The sequence below is a fragment of the Streptomyces sp. NPDC050145 genome (assembly GCF_044460245.1).
Taxonomy (GTDB): domain Bacteria; phylum Actinomycetota; class Actinomycetes; order Streptomycetales; family Streptomycetaceae; genus Streptomyces.
The window spans coordinates 207,313-225,552 of record NZ_JBITJS010000004.1; the positions used below are offsets into that span (position 1 = coordinate 207,313).

Consider the following 18,240-nt stretch of genomic DNA (forward strand, 5'->3'; position numbering starts at 1 on the left):
CACAGCCTCCCCGCGGGCCCCGAGTTCCGTGCTCGGGGCCCGCGGGGGCCCATGGGGGAACAACGGAATGAGTACGTCACACGTCCTGGCTGCCGCGGGAGTCGACCTCTCCTACGGCGCCACACACGCCGTGCGCGACGCGCACATCGGCCTCGCCAAGGGGGAGGTCACCGCTATCACCGGGGCCAGCGGGTCCGGGAAGTCCTCGCTGCTGTACTGCCTGGCCGGTGTGCTGCCCGTGACGCGCGGGCGGATCGAGTTCGAGGAGCGCGACTACGCGGACCTCGACGACGAGGAGATCAGCACGCTGCGCCGCGAGCGGTTCGGGTTCGTCTTCCAGTACGGGGAGCTGCTCCCCGAGCTGACCGTCGCCGAGAACACCGCGCTGCCGCTGCGGCTGGCCGGTCAGAAGAAGAAGCCCGCGCTCCAGGCCGCCGCGGAGGTCCTGGACCGGCTCGGCATCGCCGACCTGGGTGACCGGCGTCCCTCCCAGGTGTCCGGCGGGCAGAGCCAGCGCGTCGCCGTCGCACGGGCCCTCGTACACCGGCCCGCGGTGGTCTTCGCCGACGAGCCCACCGGTTCGCTCGACAGCGCCAACGCGGCGGCCGTTCTCCGGGAGTTCCTCGATCTGGCGCGTTCGCAGGGCACTGCGGTCCTTCTCGTCACTCACGATGCGACGGTCGCCGCGCAGGCCGACCGTACGTACTCCATGACCGACGGAACCCTCCAGCCGACGGGGGCCACCGTATGAAGGAGTTCCTGCTCGGACTCCGGCTGCTCCTCGGGTCGGGGCGCGGCACCCGGATCCGATTCGCCCTGATGACGGTCGGCGGGTCGCTCGGGGTCTGCTGCCTGGCCCTCGTCCTCACCATCCCGGCGATCCTCGACGCCCGCGACGGCCGGTCCGCCGACCGGGCGCCCCTGGTCGTCGCGGGCAAACCCGAGCAGGGCCGCACCCTGGTCCTGGAACGGTCCGACCCGCACGGATCACGCCCGTTCCACCGCGTGTTCATCGCCCGGGGCGGCAAGGGCACCCTGGAGCCGCCGCCCGGACTCGGCCGGCTTCCCGGCCCCGGCGAGGTGTTCGTCTCGCCGGCCCTGAAGGCGCAGCTCGACCGCGAGCCCGCCCTGAAGGGGCTGCTCCCCGGGCACGAGAAGGGCATCATCTCCCCGTCCGGACTCACCGACCCGGACGAGCTGTACGCGTACGTCGGCGTCACACCCGGCAAGCTCACGCTGTACGGCGGCACCCGGGCACTCAAGGGCTTCGGCAAGGGATACGCGGCCGTCCCCACTGTCGAGCCCTCCACGCTCGACATCCTGCGCTTCACGCTCGGCACCCTGGTGCTGCTGCCGCTCGCCGTCTTCCTGTCCGTCTGCGCCAGACTCTCCGCGGCCAGCCGCAACCGGCGCCTCGCGGCCCTGCGTCTGCTCGGACTCAGCGCCAAGGGCACCCAGCGGGTGAACGCCGCCGAGACCGTGGTCGCCGCCGTGTGCGGCGCGCTGCTCGGCCTCGCCGAGTTCTGGCTGCTCAACCAGGCCATGGCGCACACCGGTCTGCCCGGCCTGAAGTGGTACGCGGACGACGGCGGACTCTCCGCCGTCACCCTCGCCGTCTGCCTGCTCGGCTGCCCCGCACTCGCCTGGTTCGTCGGCCGGGCCGGCGCACGCGCCGCCGCCGCGAACCCCCTGAACACCCGCCGCACCGCGGTGCCCCGGCGCCCCCGCAGACGTGGCGGACTGCTGCTCGTCACCGGGCTTGGCATCGTCGCCGGCTACTGCGCGACCGGCCTCACCGCCGCCCCCGCCCAGAACACCGGCGTCAACACCCTGCTCGTGCCGCTCGGCGTCCTGCTCACCGGACTCGGCCTCGTCCTCACGATGCCCCTGCTGTCGTACGCCCTCGCGCGGAGCCTCGCCCGCACCGGCTCGCTCACCCTCAACCTGGCGATGCGCCGCAACGAGGTGGAGCCGGGCAGCGCCATGCGCGTCGTCACCGGACTCGTCCTGCTCGTCTTCTCGGCCTCCCTCGCGCAGGGCGTCCTCGTCGAGGAGGACCAGATCCTCAGGTCGAGCTCGCCGTCCCAGGAGTACTCCCTGTCGCTGTCCGGACTCAGCGCGCAGCAGCAGCACCGGCTCCGCGAGATCCCGGAACTGCGCGCGCACGCGATGACCATGGACCCCCCGTTCGATCCCGGGGACGAGGGCCCGGCCATCCCTGCCCGTGCGCTCGTCGCCACCTGTGGGCAACTGCAGAAGATGGTGCGCCGCGCCGAGGGATGCGTTGACGGCACCGTGCTGCACCTCGTCGATCCCGCGATGCCGCAGGAGGCCGTCAAGCCGTCCACCGCCCGTGTGAAGGACGGGGACCGGCACACCTCGGTCACGATCGAAGTGCCGCACCGCAAGGTCGTGTTCTCGGGCTACGACGTCACGGCCGTCGACGCCCCGGTGCTGTATCCGCCGTCCAGGATTCCCGCCGGCGCGGTCCCGGTCTCGGGCAGCCTGATCCTCGCGAGCGCCTCAGATCCCGGGACCGTACGGACCGTCCTCGACCGGATCGGAGCCATCGCACCGACGGCGGACGTCGACCCCGTCGGCATCAACATTGACGCGCTGCAACAGATCACCGTGATCGAGACCCTGCTGGCCCTCGGCATGATCATGGGGCTGGTGATCGGCGTCGCCGCCTTCCTGGTCTCCGCCACCGATCGGGCCGTGGAACGCCGCGCCCATGTCACGGCACTCACCCTCATCGGCGCCCGGTCCCGCCTCCTCAGACGCGTCCAGTGCCTCCAGGTCACCCTGCCCCTGGCCGTCGGCCTGGTCCTCGCTCTGATCACCGGAAAGCTGGCCGAGTCGGCGTACCTGGTGACGGGAGGCGGCGAGGTCTTCTGGGACACCGCGGGCCTGCCCCTGCTCGTGGTGGCGGCGCTCGGCGTCCTCGCGGCGGCGACCCTCGGAACGCTTCCCCTGGTCGGCCGGCGCATCGACCCGGAACTGATCCGACGCGACTGACGGGCCACGTCCTCTCCACCGGCGACCATCGCCCTCGGCGGGCCGAAGCCGATGGTCGCCTCGGCTTCCGGGAAGGACCCGGAGCGTCGAAACGCGCCGGAGGCCTGGCCCCCGTGCCGGCCCCGTAAGCCGGCCCGCACCAGCACGCCGCGCTCGCCTCCGGGAGTCAGAAGGCGGCGCGGCGGTTGCGCGTACCAGGCTGGAGTGGGATGCGCCGCCAGGCAGTGCGGTCCTCTCTTGGGCGAGGGCAACCCACCGATACCGCGCCCTGCGCCGCGTCCCCGGGGCCCCTCGGCGTCCTCCGTGTTCGTCGCCGTCCGCGCAGCCAACGGACGACGGACGTCTCTCGGCGGGGTGGGTGTCACCGTCGACGGCGACAGCTGGCAGGTCTCGACACACTGCCCGAGGCCGGGCCCTGTGGCTGGTCACACGCGGAGGACACGGGAATGTCGGTGCTGGATCAAATCGCACTGGTCCGCTCCGAGACCGAGCTTGCCACCCTCGGCAAACCCCAAGTGGAATACCTGGCGTCGGTCGTCCACCGGTACGCACGGGCGTGGTCAGCCCACGACACCTGACCACGCGGTGAACAGAACCGATCGAGTTTCGGATCAATAGAATTTGATGGGTCGAGTCAGGGGATTATTTCTGGCCGACCATACTGGCTGCTTTGGTCAGGGGTGTGCCGTGCAGGCGCCTGATCAGGAACGCTCTGATTCTCTGCAGTCCATGATAGGCCAGCCTGCTTTCCAGTATCAGGTCGTCGAATCGGTATGCCTCTCTCGTGAGGTAAATGTCCAGTTCGGCTTCGTCGTCAGAGAGTTGGACGCATCCCGATTCCCCTCCTGCGGAGCGACTGCGGACCCATCCGAGGCTCATTGTCGAATTTTCTATTCCGATAGAAAGATGGCCTGAGGAATGGTAGAGGTCGTATCTAATTCCGCATTCGTACAATTCTTCCCAAACTGGCGTCAGTATCCGTAGTGCGACCGACGATAATCCCTTGTCGCGAATGGTGTTCAAATGGCTGGCGACCACTTTCAGAGCTGACTCGAGTCTCTGGAACTCACTACCCTCCAGTAGTTCCTTCAGCTCCGTCTTGCTGTGAACGAATATTGCTGGTCTGGGGGCAGGGCGAAAGCCGGAGGTCGGGGACCAGGACCGGCCTGGAGTGAGTGAGCCGCACGTGGCGTCGAAATAGGCGTACCGGTATCTGCTGATGTGGCCATGCACGTTGGCCAGGGCCGCGTCCAATTCGGAGAGTGGGGCGATGAGTTCGGTCAGTAACCGGTTCGTGTCTTTGGCTGCCTCGTCTCTCGCCCGCACTCTGTCGATCAAGTTTCCATTCCGCGCATACGTGAAAACTCCTGCCGCCAAGACTAGGACTGGGATCCAAGTGCGTTGCTCTGCGATCGGCGGAATCTGGGCAGTGATTACCTGAACGTCTCCCAGAATTCTTCCAGGGCGCTCTTGGTCGTAGACCACGGCGAGTGAGAAGAGTAGTGCCATGGACTTCTTTGAAATGAGCCGTACAAATTTCTTGGGTATGCGCGAAGACCGTTCTATGAGCCCCCTCCTTCTTGCCATGGCGCCGAACTGGTCCGCCGGGATCTGCCTGGCGAGACGGCGGGCCATGGCGAAGTAAAAGATTCGTGCAGGGGTTTTTCGTTCCAGCCGGGTCCATGATATTTGCAAACCCTTCCGCCATCCGGGGCGATCGAGCTGGAATCCGAGCCTGGCAGCGCATGCTTCTGCGGTGGATGCATCTGCGCGATTCTCTGTGCGCACGCTTACTGAACTCCAGAATTTCAGGGTCAATAGTTGTGCGATGGCGCAGACTGTCGCGAACAGAATAAACACGAAAGAGACTTTTATGACGATTGCGACCCAGGTCTCTGGTGTGGAAGAGTCAATTCTCGACAGAGGCCCTTTCAGGATGCTCATGATTCCCCCGGTTCTAGTGGTGGGGGAATCGTTACGCAAGCTTGCGTCGCATCGGAACGATTTGAGGAAATGATGAGCAAGTTCCGTGCTCAACCTCCGCTTGGCTGGATAGGCGGCACCCTCACCGGCCCGTCCAGAAGAGCCTCGTGACTGGCGTCTGCCGAACTTGAGGCTGGCCCGGCTCCGTGACCGGACCGACGAGGCGGCGAGCGCACCCTTACGTCCGCGCTCGCCGGCGAGCTGCGTACGATCCCGGCCCTCGGCCGTCCGCTGGAGCACGCCCCGCGCGAGCCGTCCGTCCCGCCGGTTCGCACCGGATCGTCGAGGGTGTGCCCACGCGGGTACTCCGCGGTTGGCCACGCCCTCTGTATTCGCCGAGGGGTGGACAGCCGCCGAGCGCGCCACCATCGTGCGCTGCGCTCCCCGCACCGTGGGCAGGGAGTGGCATGCTCGCGGGCGGCATCGGTGTCCTGCCGGGCACGGTCGTGTGGGTTGAGCAGGCAGGCGGCCACTTCGTCGCCTCCCTCGATCGGCTCTTGCCCTGCGCCCGCAGCTGCTGAGCGCCTATCTCACTGAACTGGCGAGTGGAGCCGCCCCGAGCAGGGGGAACACAAGGTCTGCCGCGCCCATGAGGGCGGCCTGACGCACGCGCCCCCTTGCGCCGGATGGAGCCTCGCGTGTGCCCTGGGATGTCATCTGCCGGTGTTCGGGCGAGGCGTTCTACCTTGTGCGGACGCCGTGCGTCGACGAGTCAGGGGGAGTAGTGCAGCAGCCGAGTTACTACATGACGAAAGCGGAGAACGCGTTCAAGGAGGCCGAGAAGAGGGGCGCGACACCGGAGGACCAGGAGAAGGCCGTGAGCGCGACAAGCTTGGCCCTCGCGCGTAGCAATCTGGCGCTCGCCGAAGCCGTCAATGGACTGACTTCCCTCGTCCGGAGTGCCGCCGGATCGTCGAAGGTGGCCCTGAAGGTCGAGCGTGGGGACGGTGAGGTGGCCGGACTCCAGCGCCTTGTAGGCGTGGTCGACCGGCAGGTATCGGCCCTGCTGGATCGTCAATGCGACGCTGCCGATCGTGCCGATCTCGCTGAGATGGAACACGGTCCAGGGTCGGCGCGTTTCCTCCAGCGTCGATCCGTCACGGATGATCCCCAGGATCGCCGCGGGTGTGTCGCGCGTGCCCGGCACTTTCTGATGGATGGTGTCCACCGCGTCGACGTCGAAGACCAGGCCCGGGCGGCCTCGCCGGTACATCACGAGGAGGCGGGGGCGGGCGAGCCCCACGTGCTTGCTGTCGCGCGGGCACAGATAGACGCCGTGTGCCGCGAGCCCCTCGCGGGGCAGGTCGATCGTGGGCACCACCACCGCGTGCCGGTGCAGTGAGCGGAACCAGGAGTCCTCGTAGTGCCGGCTGCTCGGCACAACGAGGTGAAATCGGCCCTGCCGATGGCCTCGGTCAGACCCTCGAACCACGACGATATGCAACGCCCATCCCCGTCGGCGGAGTTGGAGACCTCCCGGCTCCGAGTCGTGACCGTGGAGGGCCCGCAGGCGGTGGCGGGCGGATTTCGCTGATCGCTACTTGCGTGAGTGAAGGGCGCCGCCCTCGACGGACTCGAAGGCGATGGAGACCCTGCATTCCAGGGCCGCGGCGATCCTGGTGAGGAGCGGAAGGGTGGGTACGTCCCGGCCGTTCTCGATGCGGGATATCGCCGCCTGGCCCGTCCCGATCAGCTGGGCCAACTCGGCCTGTGAGAGACCGCGTTCGTGGCGCCAGCGGCGGACGAGGCTCGCCGTGTCCGTCACGCGGACGACCCCTCGCTCTCGTCGTAGCGAGGGAGGTTGTCCGTCGCGATCTTCCATCCCTGCACGGTGATCGTGTCCCCGAACGCGAAGTGCTGGGTGTTGTCGTAGGCGGCCGTTCCCGTTCGGTTCGTCGGGGCCCAGTGGTGGACGGCCGTGCCGTCGCGCGGGTCGACGATCAGGTAGTCCGGGATGCCCATCAGCGGATAGTCGCGGAGCTTGCCCTCGTAGTCGTTCGCCGGGTTGGAACGGGAGACGATCTCGATGATCAGGTGGCAGTCATGAGGGGGCAGCGCGTCGGCGGCCGTCGGCTCGAAGTCCGCGTTGACCACGACCAGGTCGGGGACCCGCAGGATGCCCAGGGCCGGGTCCTCCAGGTCGGTTTCGACATAGAGGGCGAGGTCGGCCGGGAGCTGAGGCTCCAGTTGCGTGCGCAGGCGATGAGCGACGCGTTGGTGGCGAGCCTTGGGGCTCATCATCATGAGGATCTGGCCCTGGCTGATCTCGGGCCAGCGCACTTCCTCGGTGTCGCTGCCGAACCCTTCGCGAAAGGTGTCGCGGAACTCGCGAAGGTGGCGGTAGATCGTCTCCTCGCTCATGGAATCACCGTACATGAGTAAATCCTCATGGGTAGGAGTCGGTCGTGCAGGGCGCGGCGATGCCGATGGGGCTGGGCGGCACCGCCGCGGTGCCGGCGACGTGGCGAGGAGTCGAGGCCTCAGGCCCCCGCCCCCGGCGCCCCGTGACACACCCCGTACGCCGAGCCCGAGCCGCACCAGCACGGTGCACCCGGCTCCGGGGGCCACGGGACGGCTCGGCCTCGGGCGGCGAGAGTGGTGGCGTACTGGGGGAGGAGGGTCGCGTCGGCGGGGGAGGACGCCTCGGACGCGGCGAAGGCCTCGTAGGAGGGGACCGTGCCCGTGACGATGCCCAGGTTCCGGGTGCCGGACGCGGCGAGCTCCCGCAGCGCACCCTCTATCGACGCCAAGTGGGCCTCGTAGGACGGGTATTCGGAGGAGAGCGCGGGGTACGCGGCGATGAGTTCGGCGTACTCGGTCGAGGGCCAGTGCAGGACCGCTACGGGGAACGGGCGGGACAGGGCCTCGCGGTACGAGCCCAACTCCGCGCGCAGGCGCGCGATCTCGGCCTGGAGGTCGGCCGGGTTGTCCGAGCCGAGAGCCCACAGGCGTTTGGGGTCGTGGAGTTCGTCGAGGGAGACGGAGGCGCGGTTCACGCGGTCGGCGAGCGCGTCCCACACGTCGTGGTCCGCGCCGAGCAGCCGGCGGACCCGGTGCCGGCCCAGGACCAGGGGATGCCGGGCGTACGGGACCTCGCCGGCATCCCGCTCGGCCTCGGACACCAGCAGCGTCAGGGCCTCCGTGAACGTCTCGTGCGCCTGCTCCAGCTCGTCGTGCGACTCCAGGGACTCCGCGATGATCACCCACGGCGCAGGGTCCTGCGGAGCGGTCGCCCGCAGGCCCGTGATGATCGCGCGGGCCTCGGCCTCGTGACCGTACTCCCACAGGTTCGCGGCCTTCAGGGCTCGGACCAGGGAGCTGTTGTGCAGGCCCTCGGAGGACAGCAGGCCGTCGTAGAGGGTGGTGGCGCGCTCGCGGGACTCGGCGAGTTCGTAGTGGGCCGCGGCCTGCAGAAGCAGGGGCTCGGCGTCCCCGGGGTACAGGGCCGCGGTGCGTTCCAGGCGCTCGGCTTCCGCGACGTGATCGGCGTGGTCGTTCTCGGCGGGCGTGGCAGGCGTGTCGGGGCGCATGCAGAACACGGTACTGCCGCGGGCCGGGGGAGGGGCCGATCGTCCACCTATGACACCTGCGACGACAGACACAACACACGTGAGGACGCCCCGCGCCCCGCACGGCTCTGGTGAGTTGAGGCCGCGCCGTCTACCCTGCGCGCGTGCTGCTGCAGCGTACGGAGGACGACCGACCCCGGACCGTGGCCCAGGGGGCACCGCCCCGCCGGTCCCGGATGCGCCGCGCCCTGTGGAACGGGGCCGAGGGTGCCGTGACGCTCGGGCTCGTGCTCCTGCTGTTCGTCGCGCACCAGCTGTGGTGGACCAACCGGCAGGCGAAGGCGGGCGCCGAACGGCAGGTGCAGGCCCTGGAACGGGAGTGGGAGCGGCCCGGGGGCCCGACGCCCGATGCCGGTGAGGCCGGGCAGCCGCCGGACGCCGCCGCCGGGCAACCCGAGCAGCCCGCGCAGGACGACGACCCCGCCGCCGACAGCACCCCGCGCACCCGCACCGGGACCGGCAGCGGCACCCGCACCGCCCGCCAGGCCCCCCGCTGGGACCAGGCCTACGCCGTCCTCGGCATCCCGCGCCTCGGCCTGCGCGTGCCCGTCGCCCAGGGCGTCGGCAAGGCGAGCGTGCTCAACCACGGCTACGCCGGCCACTACCCGGGCACCGCCCAGCCCGGCCAGGCCGGGAACTTCGCGCTCGCCGGGCACCGCAACACCCACGGCGAACCGTTCCGCTACATCAACCGGCTGCGCCGCGGCGACACTCTCACCGTCGAGACGAAGCAGGCCACCTACACGTACGTCGTCGACAAGGGCCTTCCGCAGACCTCCGCCCGCGACGGAGGCGTCATCCAACCCGTGCCGCGCAGCAGCGTCGTGAGCGGCGCCGGATACGCGCAGCCCGGGTACTACATCACGCTCACCACCTGCACCCCCGAGTTCACCTCCCGGTACCGGCTCGTGGTGTGGGGCACGCTCCGGTCCATGCGGCCGCGCTGACTCACCCGCCGCGTGCCTGAGTAAGGTCGTCGTCCGTGATCAAGCGACGGCCCCACCTGCTCTGGCTCCTCGTGCCCTTCGTGCTGTACGCCGGGGCGCTCCCGTTCGTGAACCGGGTCGAGCCGGTCCTGCTCGGGGTGCCCTTCCTCTTCGTATGGCTGTTCGCGGCGACCCTGCTCACGCCCGTCGCCGTATGGCTGACCTGGCGCGGGGACCACCGGCTGCGTACGGAAACGGAAGCGGAAGCGGATGCCGAAAGGGGCCGGCGATGAGTGACGCGGCCGTGGCCACGACCCTGTTCGGCGCCTTCATGGTCGCCACCGTCGCCCTCGGACTGCTCGCCGTGCGCGGCAGGGGGCGCGGCGGAGGACTCACCGAGTGGTCCGTCGGCGGCCGCAGCCTCGGGGCCGTCTTCATCTGGGTCCTCATGGCCGGCGAGGGCTACACCAGCTTCAGCTACCTCGGCGCCGCCGGCTGGGGCTACAACTTCGGCGCGCCCGTCCTCTACGTCGTCGCCTACATGTCCTGCGGCTACGCGGTCGGCTACGTCGTCGGACCGATGCTGTGGTCGTACGCCCGCACCCACGGCCTGGTCAGCATCACCGACATGATCGCCCACCGCTACGGCCGGCCCTGGCTCGGCGCCGCCGTGGCGATCCTCGTCACCGTCTTCCTGCTCCCGTACATCCAGCTGCAGATCACGGGCATGGGCGTCGTCGTCTCGACGATCTCCTACGGCGCCGTCAGCCTGAACTGGGCCTACTTCGTCGGCTTCGCCGTCACCACCGCGTTCGTCGTCGTCAGCGGGCTGCGCGGCAGCGCCTGGGTGTCCGTCCTGAAGGACCTCCTCGTCATCGTCACCCTCGCCTTCCTCGCCGTGTACGTGCCGCTGCACTACTTCGACGGCTACGGGGACTTCCTCGGGCGGCTCGTCGACGAGAAGAGCGCCTGGCTGACCCTGCCCGGGGCCGGGGGCAGCCCGTACGGGCAGGCCTGGTTCGCGACCACGACCGTCCTCAACGCGCTGACCGTCGTCATCTTCCCGACCACCGTCGCCGGCTACCTCGGCGCGCGGAACGCGGACGCGCTGCGCCGCAACGCGATCTGGCTGCCCGCCTACAACGTCCTGCTCTTCGTGCCGATGCTGCTCGGCATGGCCGCGCTGTTCGTCGTGCCCGGACTGACCGGCGCCGAGTCGAACCTCGCCCTGTTCAAGCTCGTCGTCGACTCGCTGCCCGCCTGGACCGTCGGGATCATCGGGGTCGCCGCCGCGCTCTCCTCGATCGTGCCGATGGCCGTCTTCATGCTGGTCATCGGCACGATGTGGGGCAGCAGCGTGCTCTCGCTCGTGCCCCGCTGGCGGGACTCGTCACGGGCTCAGAAGACCGGCTCGCAGATCGTGGTCGTCATCGCCGGCGGCCTCGCCCTGATCCTCACCTACGCCGCGCCCAACACCCTCGTCCGGCTCTCCCTCATCTCCTACGAGGGCATGGCGCAGCTCGTGCCGATGCTGCTCGTGGGGCTGCTGTGGCGGCGGCTGAGCTTCGCCGCGGCGGTGAGCGGGCTCGCGGTCGGCGTCGGCGTCGTGTGCGGGCTCGTCTTCAGCGAGCACGATCCCGTGTTCGGGGTGAACGCCGGCATCGTCGCCCTCGCCGCGAACCTCGCCGTCACCCTCCTGATCACCTACGTGCTTCCGGCGGACCGCGACCCGCGGCCGGACCACGAGCTCCTCGCCCGGGACCCGATCGACCCGTCGCCGCAGGACCGGCTGCCTGTATAACTGACGGAGCGGGACAGGATCCGCAGCAGGGATTTCGTAGCCGACAGGGAACGGAGGGGAGCGCATGGACAGGAAGAACGCCTGGGGCGCCGCCCTGCGGCCCCTCGCGCTCCTGCTGTTCCTGCTCGTCGAGGCCGTCGTCGTCGACACCGGCAGCCTCGCCGGGGCCGTCGCCCTCGCCGCGACCGCCGCCGTGGGCTCCGCCCTCACCGTCTGCTCCGTGCTCGCCGCGCGCAGCGCGCCCGCCGTGCCGCGCACCCGGGTCCGTACGGCCATCCGCGACCGGGAGCAGCGCACCGCGTTCCTGCCCCAGCGCGATCCCGACGCCAGGGGCCGCACCCGGCCCCGAGCACCCGGACGTCTCGTCCCGACGGCCTGCTGACCCGGCCGGTCCGGTCCCTTCCTCCGACCGGCCGGCCTTCCCTTCGCAGTCCGTCACGCCGCGCAGTTCGTTCTCGATCCCGGCACGACGAGACCCCCGGAGGGCTCACCACTCATGTCGTCCATCCTGACGTCGTTCATGTCCGTCTTCGCGAGCCTGGTCGCGGGCCTCGCCGACCTGCTCGACCCGCTGTTCCACGGCGCCGCCACGGCCGCGGCCATCGTCCTGTTCACCGCGCTCGTACGCCTCCTCGTCCACCCGCTGTCCCGGGCCGGGGCGCGCGGGCAGCGGGAACGCCTGAAGCTGCAGCCGCGCATCGCCGAGCTGCGCAAGAAGCACAAGAAGAACCCCGAGGCGCTGCAGAAGGCGATCATGGAGCTGCACCGGGAGGAGAAGGTCTCGCCGCTGTCCGGGTGCCTGCCCATGCTGTTCCAGATGCCGGCGTTCTTCCTGCTCTACCACCTGTTCTCCAGCCGCAGCATCGGCGGCGACCCCAACGAACTCCTCGGACACACCCTGGGCGGCGCCCCGCTCGGCGGCCGGTTCGCGGACGCGCTCGGGCACGGCGGGCTCCTCGGGGAGCAGGGGCTCGTGTACGTGGCGCTGTTCGCCCTCGTCGCGACCGTGGCCACGTTCAACTATCGGCGGACCAAGCGGCAGATGGCGCTCTCGGCGCGGCCCGAGGCCACCGGTGACGGGGGCGGTCAGCAGGTGCCGGGCATGGCGGCGATGAACCGGCTCATGCCCCTGATGTCCTTCATGACCCTTTTCTCCGTGGCGTTCGTGCCGCTGGCCGCCGCGCTCTACATCGTGACGTCCACGACGTGGAGCGCCGTCGAGCGGGCCTTCCTGTACCGGGACATGCCGTACGGGGCGGGGGTCGCCGCGCCCGCGCTCTAGGCGCGGTTCCGGCCCGGTTCGGTCCAGTCCGTGAACGGGGTCTTGCGGACTGGACGGGGAGATTGGAGGATCGGCCAGACCTCCGATGGCTTGACCCCGCACCTGGCCATGGGGGCTCCTCCTAGAACAGAGGGAGTTACACCATGAAGCTGCTGCGAGTCGGTCCCGCCGGAGCCGAGCGTCCCGCGCTCCTCGACGACGGGGGCACCCTGCGCGACCTCTCGGGCATCGTGCCCGAGATCGACGGGGCGCTGCTCGCGGACGACGCCGCGCTCGACCGGGTCCGCGCCGCCGCGGCCTCCGGCGAGCTGCCCGCGCTGGACGCCGCCGGACTGCGGATCGGGGCGCCGGTCGGCCGGATCGGCAAGGTCGTGTGCATCGGCCTGAACTACCACGACCACGCCGCCGAGACCGGCGCCGAGCCGCCCGCCGAGCCCGTCGTCTTCTTCAAGGCGGCCGACACGGTCGTCGGGCCGCACGACACGGTGCTCGTGCCGCGCGGTTCGCAGAAGACCGACTGGGAGGTGGAGCTGGCCGTGGTCATCGGACGTACGGCCCGCTACGTCGAGTCCCACGAGGCCGCGCTCGCCTGTGTCGCGGGGTACGCGGTCGCCCACGACGTGTCCGAGCGCGAGTTCCAGATCGAGCGCGGCGGCACCTGGGACAAGGGCAAGAACTGCGAGACGTTCAACCCGCTCGGGCCGTGGCTCGTCACCGCCGACGAGGTCGCCGACCCGCAGGCGCTCGGCCTCCGGCTCTGGGTGAACGGCGAGCTCAAGCAGAACGGCAGCACGGCCGACCAGATCTTCCCGGTCGCCGAGGTCGTGCGGTACGTCAGCCAGTTCATGACCCTGTACCCCGGGGACGTCATCAACACCGGGACGCCGGCCGGCGTGGCCATGGGACAGCCCGAGCCCAAGCCGTACCTTCGCGCCGGGGACGTCGTGGAGCTGGAGATCGAAGGTCTCGGCCGCCAGCGCCAGGAACTCAAGCCGGCGTAAGCCTCCGCCGGGGGCCGGGTGGGCCTGGGGGCGCCGTCCCCGGGCGCGCCCGGCGCCTTTGCCGGAGCCTCGCCACGGGGCGCCGTATCCTGGCCAGGGCCAGCCTCATGTACATCTGTTACATTTATTGCATGAGTGAGCCTGTAGTGGCATCCATGGCCGAAGTGCGCAGTCATCTCGCGGATGTCATCGACCGCGCCCGGCGCGACGACACGCCCACCGTCATCACCCGTCGCGGCAAAGAAGAAGCCGTCGTAGTGGACATCGACGAATACCGGCGGCTGCAGCGCCTCGCCGAGCAGAGCGAGGACGCCTGGCTCAACCAGCTCGCCGATCAGGCCGAGGTCGAGGGTGCTGAGGGCGCGGTCTCCCTGGAGGAGATGGCCGACCTGCTCCGCACCCACCACTCCTGACCGCCTTGGGACACGTCACGCGGTTCACTCCGCATGCCCAGCGCGACCTGCTGAAGATTCCTCGCCCCGACGCCCTGCGCGTTCTCCACCGCCTCGCCGAACTCCAGAAGGCGTTGGACGGCGGCGACACCTCGGCCTTCGATGTCAAGGCCCTTCAAGGCCACCACGCCCGCTGGCGCCTGCGTGTTGGCGACTACCGCGCCGTGTACACCGTCGAGGACGGCGAACTGGTTCTGTGGGTGCTCGCCGTTGCCAACCGTCGGGACGTCTACCGGAACCTGTAGACACGCTGTCCCGCCACGCCGGTCACGCCAGGAACGCGGCCAGCGCTTCCGTCGCCAAGGCGTGGTCCTCCAGTTGGGGGAGGCCTGAGACCGTGAGGACGCCGATCACGCCTGCGTCACGTACCCGGAGGGGGAACGCGCCGCCGTGGGCCGCGTACACGTCGGGGTCGAGCCGGGAGGACGCCTCGAACGTCGTGCCCTTGGCGCGGAACCGGCTCCCCACCAGGTGCGACGAGGCGTGATAGCGCTCGACCACGCGCCGCTTGCGGGCGATCCACGCGTCGTTGTCCGGCGTCGACCCGGGCAGCGCCGCGTGGAACACCTGCTGGCCGCCCCGCGTGATGTCGATCGCGACCGGCGCCTGCCGCCCGCGCGCCAGCTCCACGAGCAGGGTGCCGAGCCGCCACGCGTCCTCGTAGGAGAACGAGTCGAGGATCAGGGTGCGTTCCTGCTCCTCCAGCTCCTCCACCGTCACCTTCACGTTCACGTCCATGGTCACAGGGTCACCACCGATCCGTCGCGGGCGGAGCGCCGCGCCGCCTCCAGGACGTCGAGCGCGGCGGCGGCCTGCGTGGCCGGCACCGGGTTCGGGGCGCCGTCGCGCAGCGCCGCGGCGACGGCGGCGTAGTAGGCCGGGTAGTCGCCGTCGACCGTCGGGACGGGGGTGCCGCCGCCGGTCAGCGGGGACTCGCCGGAACCGACGCGGCCCCACATCGTCTCGGGCTCCACACCCCACGGCTTCCCCGCCCGCGGCCGCTCACCCTCGCGCAGCGCCGCCTCCTGCGGGTCCAGGCCGTACTTCACATAGCCCGCCTCCGAGCCGAGGACGCGGAAGCGCGGGCCGAGCTGCGCGGTGGTCGCGGAGACGTAGAGGTGCGAGCGGACCCCGTTCGCGTGCGTGATCGCGAGGAACGTGTCGTCGTCCGCCTCCGCGCCCGCCCGGCGCACGTCCGACTCCGCGTACACGGAGACGGCCGGGCCGAACAGTACGAGGGCCTGGTCGACGACGTGGCTGCCGAGGTCGTAGAGGAGACCGCCGATCTCCTCCGGGTTCCCCGACTCGCGCCAGCCGCCCTTGGGGCGCGGACGCCAGCGCTCGAAACGGGACTCGAAACGCCACACGTCGCCGAGCGTGCCGTCGGCGAGGAGCCGCTGGAGCGTGCGGAAGTCGTTGTCCCAGCGGCGGTTCTGGAAGACGGAGAGGAACAGGCCCTTCTCGTCCGCGAGAGCGGCGAGCGTCCGGGCCTCGGCGGCCGTGCCCGCGATCGGCTTGTCCACGACGACCGGCAGGCCCGCCTCGAGGGCGGCCGTGGCGAGCGGTACGTGCGTCTTGTTCGGCGACGCGAGGACGATCAGGTCGAGCTCGCCGGCCCGCGCCCACAACTCCTCGGGACGCGCGGCGAACCGCAGCCCGGCGCCGTGCTCGGCGCGGGCCTGCTCCTGCCGCTCGGGGTTCGAGGTGACGACCGTGTCGAGGACGAGGCCCTCGGTCGCGGCGATCAGCGGGGCGTGGAAGACGGAACCCGCCAGCCCGTAGCCGACGAGACCCACCCGGAGCGGCCCGCTTCCACCATTCATGCCAGTCCTGTCAGTCGTGCCAGTCATGCTTCCACTTAAGCAACGGTGTTGCCAAAGTGCAAGCGGGAGGCACAATGGCCAGGTGAACACGCACGTCACCCATGTCGGCCCCAGCACGGGGGTGAACCTCGCGGCCCTGCGCGGGCACAACGCCGCGCTCGTCCTCGACCTGCTCCGCACCGCGGGCGGACCCGGGATCAGCCGCCTGGAGCTCGCCGAGCGCACCGGCCTGACCCCGCAGGCCGTCAGCAAGATCACGGCCCGGCTGCGCGCCGACGGCCTGGTCGTCGAGGCGGGCCGGCGCGCCTCGACCGGCGGCAAGCCGCGCACCGTGCTGCGCCTCGTCGCCGGGGCCGGACACGCCGTCGGGCTGCACCTGGACCGGGACGAGCTGCGGACCGTACTGACCGACCTCGCCGGGGACGTCGTCGCCGCGCGGCGCGCTCCGCTGGACCTGGGGGCGGGAGCCGACGCGGTCCTCGCCACCGCCGCCTGCGAGATCGACCAGCTGCTCGCCGAGGGGGAGGCGGCCGGGGGCGACTCGGTGCTCGGCGTCGGCGTCGCCGTGCCGGGGCCGCTCGACCACGCCGCGGGCGTGCTGCACCGGGTGACCGGGTTTCCGCAGTGGGACGGCTTCCCGCTGCGCGACGCGCTCGCCGAGCGGCTCGGGCTGCCGGTCGTCGTCGACAAGGACACGAACGCGGCGGCGCTCGGGCTCGCGCTGGTGGGGGCCGCGGGGGAGGGCGGGCGTTCGTTCGCGTATCTGCACCTGGGGACGGGGCTCGGGGCGGGCCTCGTGCTCGACGGGGCGCTGTACCGGGGGGAGCGGACCGGGGCCGGGGAGTTCGGGCACCAGGTGATCCAACTCGACGGGCCGCAGTGCGAGTGCGGGAACCGGGGCTGCATCGAGGCGATCTGCCTGGCTGCCGTCGCCTCCGGAGACGTGCCGGAGGCGGCCCGGGTCCTCGGCGAGGGCGCCGGGAACCTGGTCGGACTGCTCGACATCGACGCGGTGCTGCTGGGCGGCCGGACGGTGAGCGCGGCGGAGGAGATTTTCGTACGAGGAGTGGGCGCCGTCGTCGAGACGCGAGCCCGGCGCGGCGGCGGAGCCCGTTCGATACCGGTGCGCTCGGCGCCGGGCGGCCCCACCCTGGTAGTCGAGGGCGCCGCCCAACTCATCCTGGCCCCCCTCTTCGGCCGAGGCACAGGCGCGGTACCGTCCCGCCGAGCCTGACCTGCGCCTCCGGGCGCCGGGGTGCGGGGCTGTCCCCGCTTGGCGAATCCGTCGCGGGGCGCGATCACCTGCCCCCGATCGGCGACTCCGTCGCGGGGCGCGCCCCATATGCCCCTGGGGCGCACGGAGTGTGCCTTCCAGGGGCGCGGGGAACTGCGCGACCAGCCACGACGGCGCGGCACTCGGCAACAAACAGGCACCCCTACGGCGGCGCCCCGCCCCCCGCGCCGGAACGACAGTCGTACTGGTCCGATCGAGGGGAGCCGGGCGGAGCCCAGGCGTGCCGGGGAGGACAGGCACCGCAAGGGTGCCAGCCTGGTCGACCCGGCTCCGCGACCAGCAAAGGCAAAGCAACCGCATGCGACTGCGCCGCCCGACCGCCCTCGCCCTCACCGCCGCCGCCCTCACCCTCCCCCTGCACCCCACCGCGACCGCCGCCCCCCGCGCCTGCGAAACCGCCCGCGCCCCCGCCCGCTTCCCGATCACCACCCGCATCGACGCCGGCCCCGACACCTACCTCCCCGGCGCCGACCCCCGCACCTGGTCGATCACCCTCACCAACCACACCCCCACCCGCTGCACCGCCCTGCACCCCGTCCTCGTCCTCGTGGACGACAACAGGCGGCTCCGCCCCACCGGCATCCGGCTCGAGTTCCGCGACGGCGCCCGCTGGCACCCCGTCACCTTCGAGCACACCGACCAGGACGAGAACGTGGGCGTCATCGGCGCGGACACCGGCGGCTTCTCCGTGGAGCCCGGCGAGACGGTCACCGTGCCGGTACGGCTCGCGTTCAGCGAGGACACCCGCCCCGACCACGTCGTCGCCGACGCCGCCCTCGTCCAGCGCAGGGACGACGACGGCGACTGGGTCGGGGAGTCCGGCCACTACCCCTTCGACATCGTCACCGACGACGAGGGAGAGGGAGAGGAAGCGGCGGGGGAGGCCCGGGCGGACGCGGAGAACGGGGGCGGGGACACCGCCACCTCCGACCGCCCCGGCGGAACCGCCCTCGCCGGCGAACTCGCCCGCACCGGCCCCCGCACCACCCTCCCCACCCTCGCCGCCACGGCCGGCCTCTGCCTGCTCGGCGGCGCCGCCGCCCTCCTCCTGCTCCGGCGCCGCACGGCCGCCCGACGCCCCTGACCGGTAC

19 protein-coding genes are annotated in these 18,240 nt (G+C 71.0%); 12 read left to right on the top strand and 7 right to left on the bottom strand.

All coding sequences use genetic code 11. The features are described from left to right. Positions 1-67 precede the first annotated feature (67 nt). Both ACIBTU_RS10240 and ACIBTU_RS10245 read left to right on the top strand, forming a co-directional pair. Complete coding sequence (locus ACIBTU_RS10240) at positions 68-751, top strand: ABC transporter ATP-binding protein (protein WP_399125551.1); 684 nt, start codon at positions 68-70, stop codon at positions 749-751. Continuing rightward, a complete protein-coding gene (locus ACIBTU_RS10245; RefSeq protein ID WP_399125552.1) occupies positions 748-3,018 on the top strand; it encodes an ABC transporter permease in 2,271 nt (756 codons plus the stop codon). The genes ACIBTU_RS10240 and ACIBTU_RS10245 overlap by 4 nt, the downstream gene beginning before the upstream one ends. A gap of 642 nt (positions 3,019-3,660) precedes the next feature. On the opposite strand, the gene ACIBTU_RS10250 is transcribed toward ACIBTU_RS10245, so the two are convergent. The 5 genes from ACIBTU_RS10250 to ACIBTU_RS10270 form a co-directional block, all read right to left on the bottom strand. After that, the gene (locus ACIBTU_RS10250; protein ID WP_399125553.1) at positions 3,661-4,962 is read right to left on the bottom strand and encodes a hypothetical protein; all 1,302 of its coding nucleotides are present in this window, start codon (positions 4,960-4,962) and stop codon (positions 3,661-3,663) included. A gap of 751 nt (positions 4,963-5,713) precedes the next feature. Then, entirely contained in the window at positions 5,714-6,319 is a 606-nt protein-coding gene (locus tag ACIBTU_RS10255) for a hypothetical protein (protein WP_399125555.1), read from the bottom strand. A 219-nt stretch (positions 6,320-6,538) separates the two neighbouring features. Next, positions 6,539-6,766 carry a helix-turn-helix transcriptional regulator gene (locus ACIBTU_RS10260; RefSeq protein ID WP_399125556.1) on the bottom strand — a complete coding sequence of 76 codons (228 nt, stop codon included), beginning with the start codon at positions 6,764-6,766 and terminating at the stop codon, positions 6,539-6,541. Continuing rightward, positions 6,763-7,362 carry a Uma2 family endonuclease gene (locus ACIBTU_RS10265; protein WP_399125557.1) on the bottom strand — a complete coding sequence of 200 codons (600 nt, stop codon included), beginning with the start codon at positions 7,360-7,362 and terminating at the stop codon, positions 6,763-6,765. The genes ACIBTU_RS10260 and ACIBTU_RS10265 overlap by 4 nt, the downstream gene beginning before the upstream one ends. A gap of 119 nt (positions 7,363-7,481) precedes the next feature. Then, positions 7,482-8,531, bottom strand: coding sequence for an SEC-C domain-containing protein (locus ACIBTU_RS10270; protein ID WP_399125558.1), 1,050 nt, complete (start codon positions 8,529-8,531; stop codon positions 7,482-7,484). 215 nt (positions 8,532-8,746) lie between these two features. On the opposite strand from ACIBTU_RS10270, the gene ACIBTU_RS10275 reads away from it, so the two are divergent. From ACIBTU_RS10275 to ACIBTU_RS10310, 8 genes are all read left to right on the top strand, one after another. After that, entirely contained in the window at positions 8,747-9,517 is a 771-nt protein-coding gene (locus tag ACIBTU_RS10275; protein WP_399125794.1) for a class E sortase, read from the top strand. Positions 9,518-9,552: 35 nt separating this feature from the next. Then, the gene (locus ACIBTU_RS10280) at positions 9,553-9,789 is read left to right on the top strand and encodes a DUF3311 domain-containing protein (RefSeq protein WP_399125560.1); all 237 of its coding nucleotides are present in this window, start codon (positions 9,553-9,555) and stop codon (positions 9,787-9,789) included. Next, on the top strand, positions 9,786-11,297 hold the full coding sequence (locus tag ACIBTU_RS10285; protein ID WP_399125562.1) for a sodium:solute symporter: 1,512 nt from the start codon (positions 9,786-9,788) through the stop codon (positions 11,295-11,297). Before ACIBTU_RS10280 ends, ACIBTU_RS10285 begins: the two co-directional genes overlap by 4 nt. 64 nt (positions 11,298-11,361) lie before the next feature. Beyond that, on the top strand, positions 11,362-11,679 hold the full coding sequence (locus tag ACIBTU_RS10290) for a DUF6412 domain-containing protein (protein WP_399125563.1): 318 nt from the start codon (positions 11,362-11,364) through the stop codon (positions 11,677-11,679). Positions 11,680-11,805: 126 nt separating this feature from the next. After that, positions 11,806-12,579 (top strand): YidC/Oxa1 family membrane protein insertase, encoded by a 774-nt coding sequence (locus ACIBTU_RS10295; protein WP_399125795.1) that lies wholly within the window; start codon positions 11,806-11,808, stop codon positions 12,577-12,579. 143 nt (positions 12,580-12,722) lie between these two features. Then, positions 12,723-13,580, top strand: a complete 858-nt coding sequence (locus ACIBTU_RS10300; protein ID WP_399125564.1) for a fumarylacetoacetate hydrolase family protein — start codon at positions 12,723-12,725, stop codon at positions 13,578-13,580. Positions 13,581-13,711: 131 nt separating this feature from the next. Further along, positions 13,712-13,993 (top strand): type II toxin-antitoxin system Phd/YefM family antitoxin, encoded by a 282-nt coding sequence (locus ACIBTU_RS10305; RefSeq protein ID WP_399125565.1) that lies wholly within the window; start codon positions 13,712-13,714, stop codon positions 13,991-13,993. Between the two features lie 5 nt (positions 13,994-13,998). Beyond that, complete coding sequence (locus ACIBTU_RS10310) at positions 13,999-14,277, top strand: type II toxin-antitoxin system RelE/ParE family toxin (RefSeq protein WP_399125566.1); 279 nt, start codon at positions 13,999-14,001, stop codon at positions 14,275-14,277. Between the two features lie 22 nt (positions 14,278-14,299). Here the strand turns inward: ACIBTU_RS10310 and ACIBTU_RS10315 are convergent, their stop codons facing one another. Continuing rightward, positions 14,300-14,770 carry a heme-degrading domain-containing protein gene (locus ACIBTU_RS10315; protein WP_399125567.1) on the bottom strand — a complete coding sequence of 157 codons (471 nt, stop codon included), beginning with the start codon at positions 14,768-14,770 and terminating at the stop codon, positions 14,300-14,302. Positions 14,771-14,772: 2 nt separating this feature from the next. Further along, positions 14,773-15,882, bottom strand: a complete 1,110-nt coding sequence (locus tag ACIBTU_RS10320; protein ID WP_399125568.1) for a Gfo/Idh/MocA family oxidoreductase — start codon at positions 15,880-15,882, stop codon at positions 14,773-14,775. Between the two features lie 55 nt (positions 15,883-15,937). On the opposite strand from ACIBTU_RS10320, the gene ACIBTU_RS10325 reads away from it, so the two are divergent. Continuing rightward, positions 15,938-17,089, top strand: coding sequence for an ROK family protein (locus ACIBTU_RS10325; RefSeq protein WP_399125569.1), 1,152 nt, complete (start codon positions 15,938-15,940; stop codon positions 17,087-17,089). Between the two features lie 358 nt (positions 17,090-17,447). Further along, positions 17,448-18,233, top strand: a complete 786-nt coding sequence (locus ACIBTU_RS10330; RefSeq protein WP_399125570.1) for a hypothetical protein — start codon at positions 17,448-17,450, stop codon at positions 18,231-18,233. Positions 18,234-18,240 lie beyond the last annotated feature (7 nt).

Excerpts from the sequence above, each read along its gene's own strand:
- ACIBTU_RS10240 (WP_399125551.1), top strand. The coding sequence starts at position 68 with ATGAGTACGTCACACGTCCTGGCTGCCGCGGGAGTCGACCTCTCCTAC.
- ACIBTU_RS10245 (WP_399125552.1), top strand. The coding sequence starts at position 748 with ATGAAGGAGTTCCTGCTCGGACTCCGGCTGCTCCTCGGGTCGGGGCGC.
- ACIBTU_RS10250 (WP_399125553.1), bottom strand. The coding sequence starts at position 4,962 with ATGAGCATCCTGAAAGGGCCTCTGTCGAGAATTGACTCTTCCACACCA.
- ACIBTU_RS10265 (WP_399125557.1), bottom strand. The coding sequence starts at position 7,362 with ATGAGCGAGGAGACGATCTACCGCCACCTTCGCGAGTTCCGCGACACC.
- ACIBTU_RS10270 (WP_399125558.1), bottom strand. The coding sequence starts at position 8,531 with ATGCGCCCCGACACGCCTGCCACGCCCGCCGAGAACGACCACGCCGAT.
- ACIBTU_RS10275 (WP_399125794.1), top strand. The coding sequence starts at position 8,747 with ATGCGCCGCGCCCTGTGGAACGGGGCCGAGGGTGCCGTGACGCTCGGG.
- ACIBTU_RS10285 (WP_399125562.1), top strand. The coding sequence starts at position 9,786 with ATGAGTGACGCGGCCGTGGCCACGACCCTGTTCGGCGCCTTCATGGTC.
- ACIBTU_RS10290 (WP_399125563.1), top strand. The coding sequence starts at position 11,362 with ATGGACAGGAAGAACGCCTGGGGCGCCGCCCTGCGGCCCCTCGCGCTC.
- ACIBTU_RS10300 (WP_399125564.1), top strand. The coding sequence starts at position 12,723 with ATGAAGCTGCTGCGAGTCGGTCCCGCCGGAGCCGAGCGTCCCGCGCTC.
- ACIBTU_RS10305 (WP_399125565.1), top strand. The coding sequence starts at position 13,712 with ATGAGTGAGCCTGTAGTGGCATCCATGGCCGAAGTGCGCAGTCATCTC.
- ACIBTU_RS10315 (WP_399125567.1), bottom strand. The coding sequence starts at position 14,770 with ATGGACGTGAACGTGAAGGTGACGGTGGAGGAGCTGGAGGAGCAGGAA.
- ACIBTU_RS10320 (WP_399125568.1), bottom strand. The coding sequence starts at position 15,882 with ATGACTGGCACGACTGACAGGACTGGCATGAATGGTGGAAGCGGGCCG.
- ACIBTU_RS10330 (WP_399125570.1), top strand. The coding sequence starts at position 17,448 with ATGCGACTGCGCCGCCCGACCGCCCTCGCCCTCACCGCCGCCGCCCTC.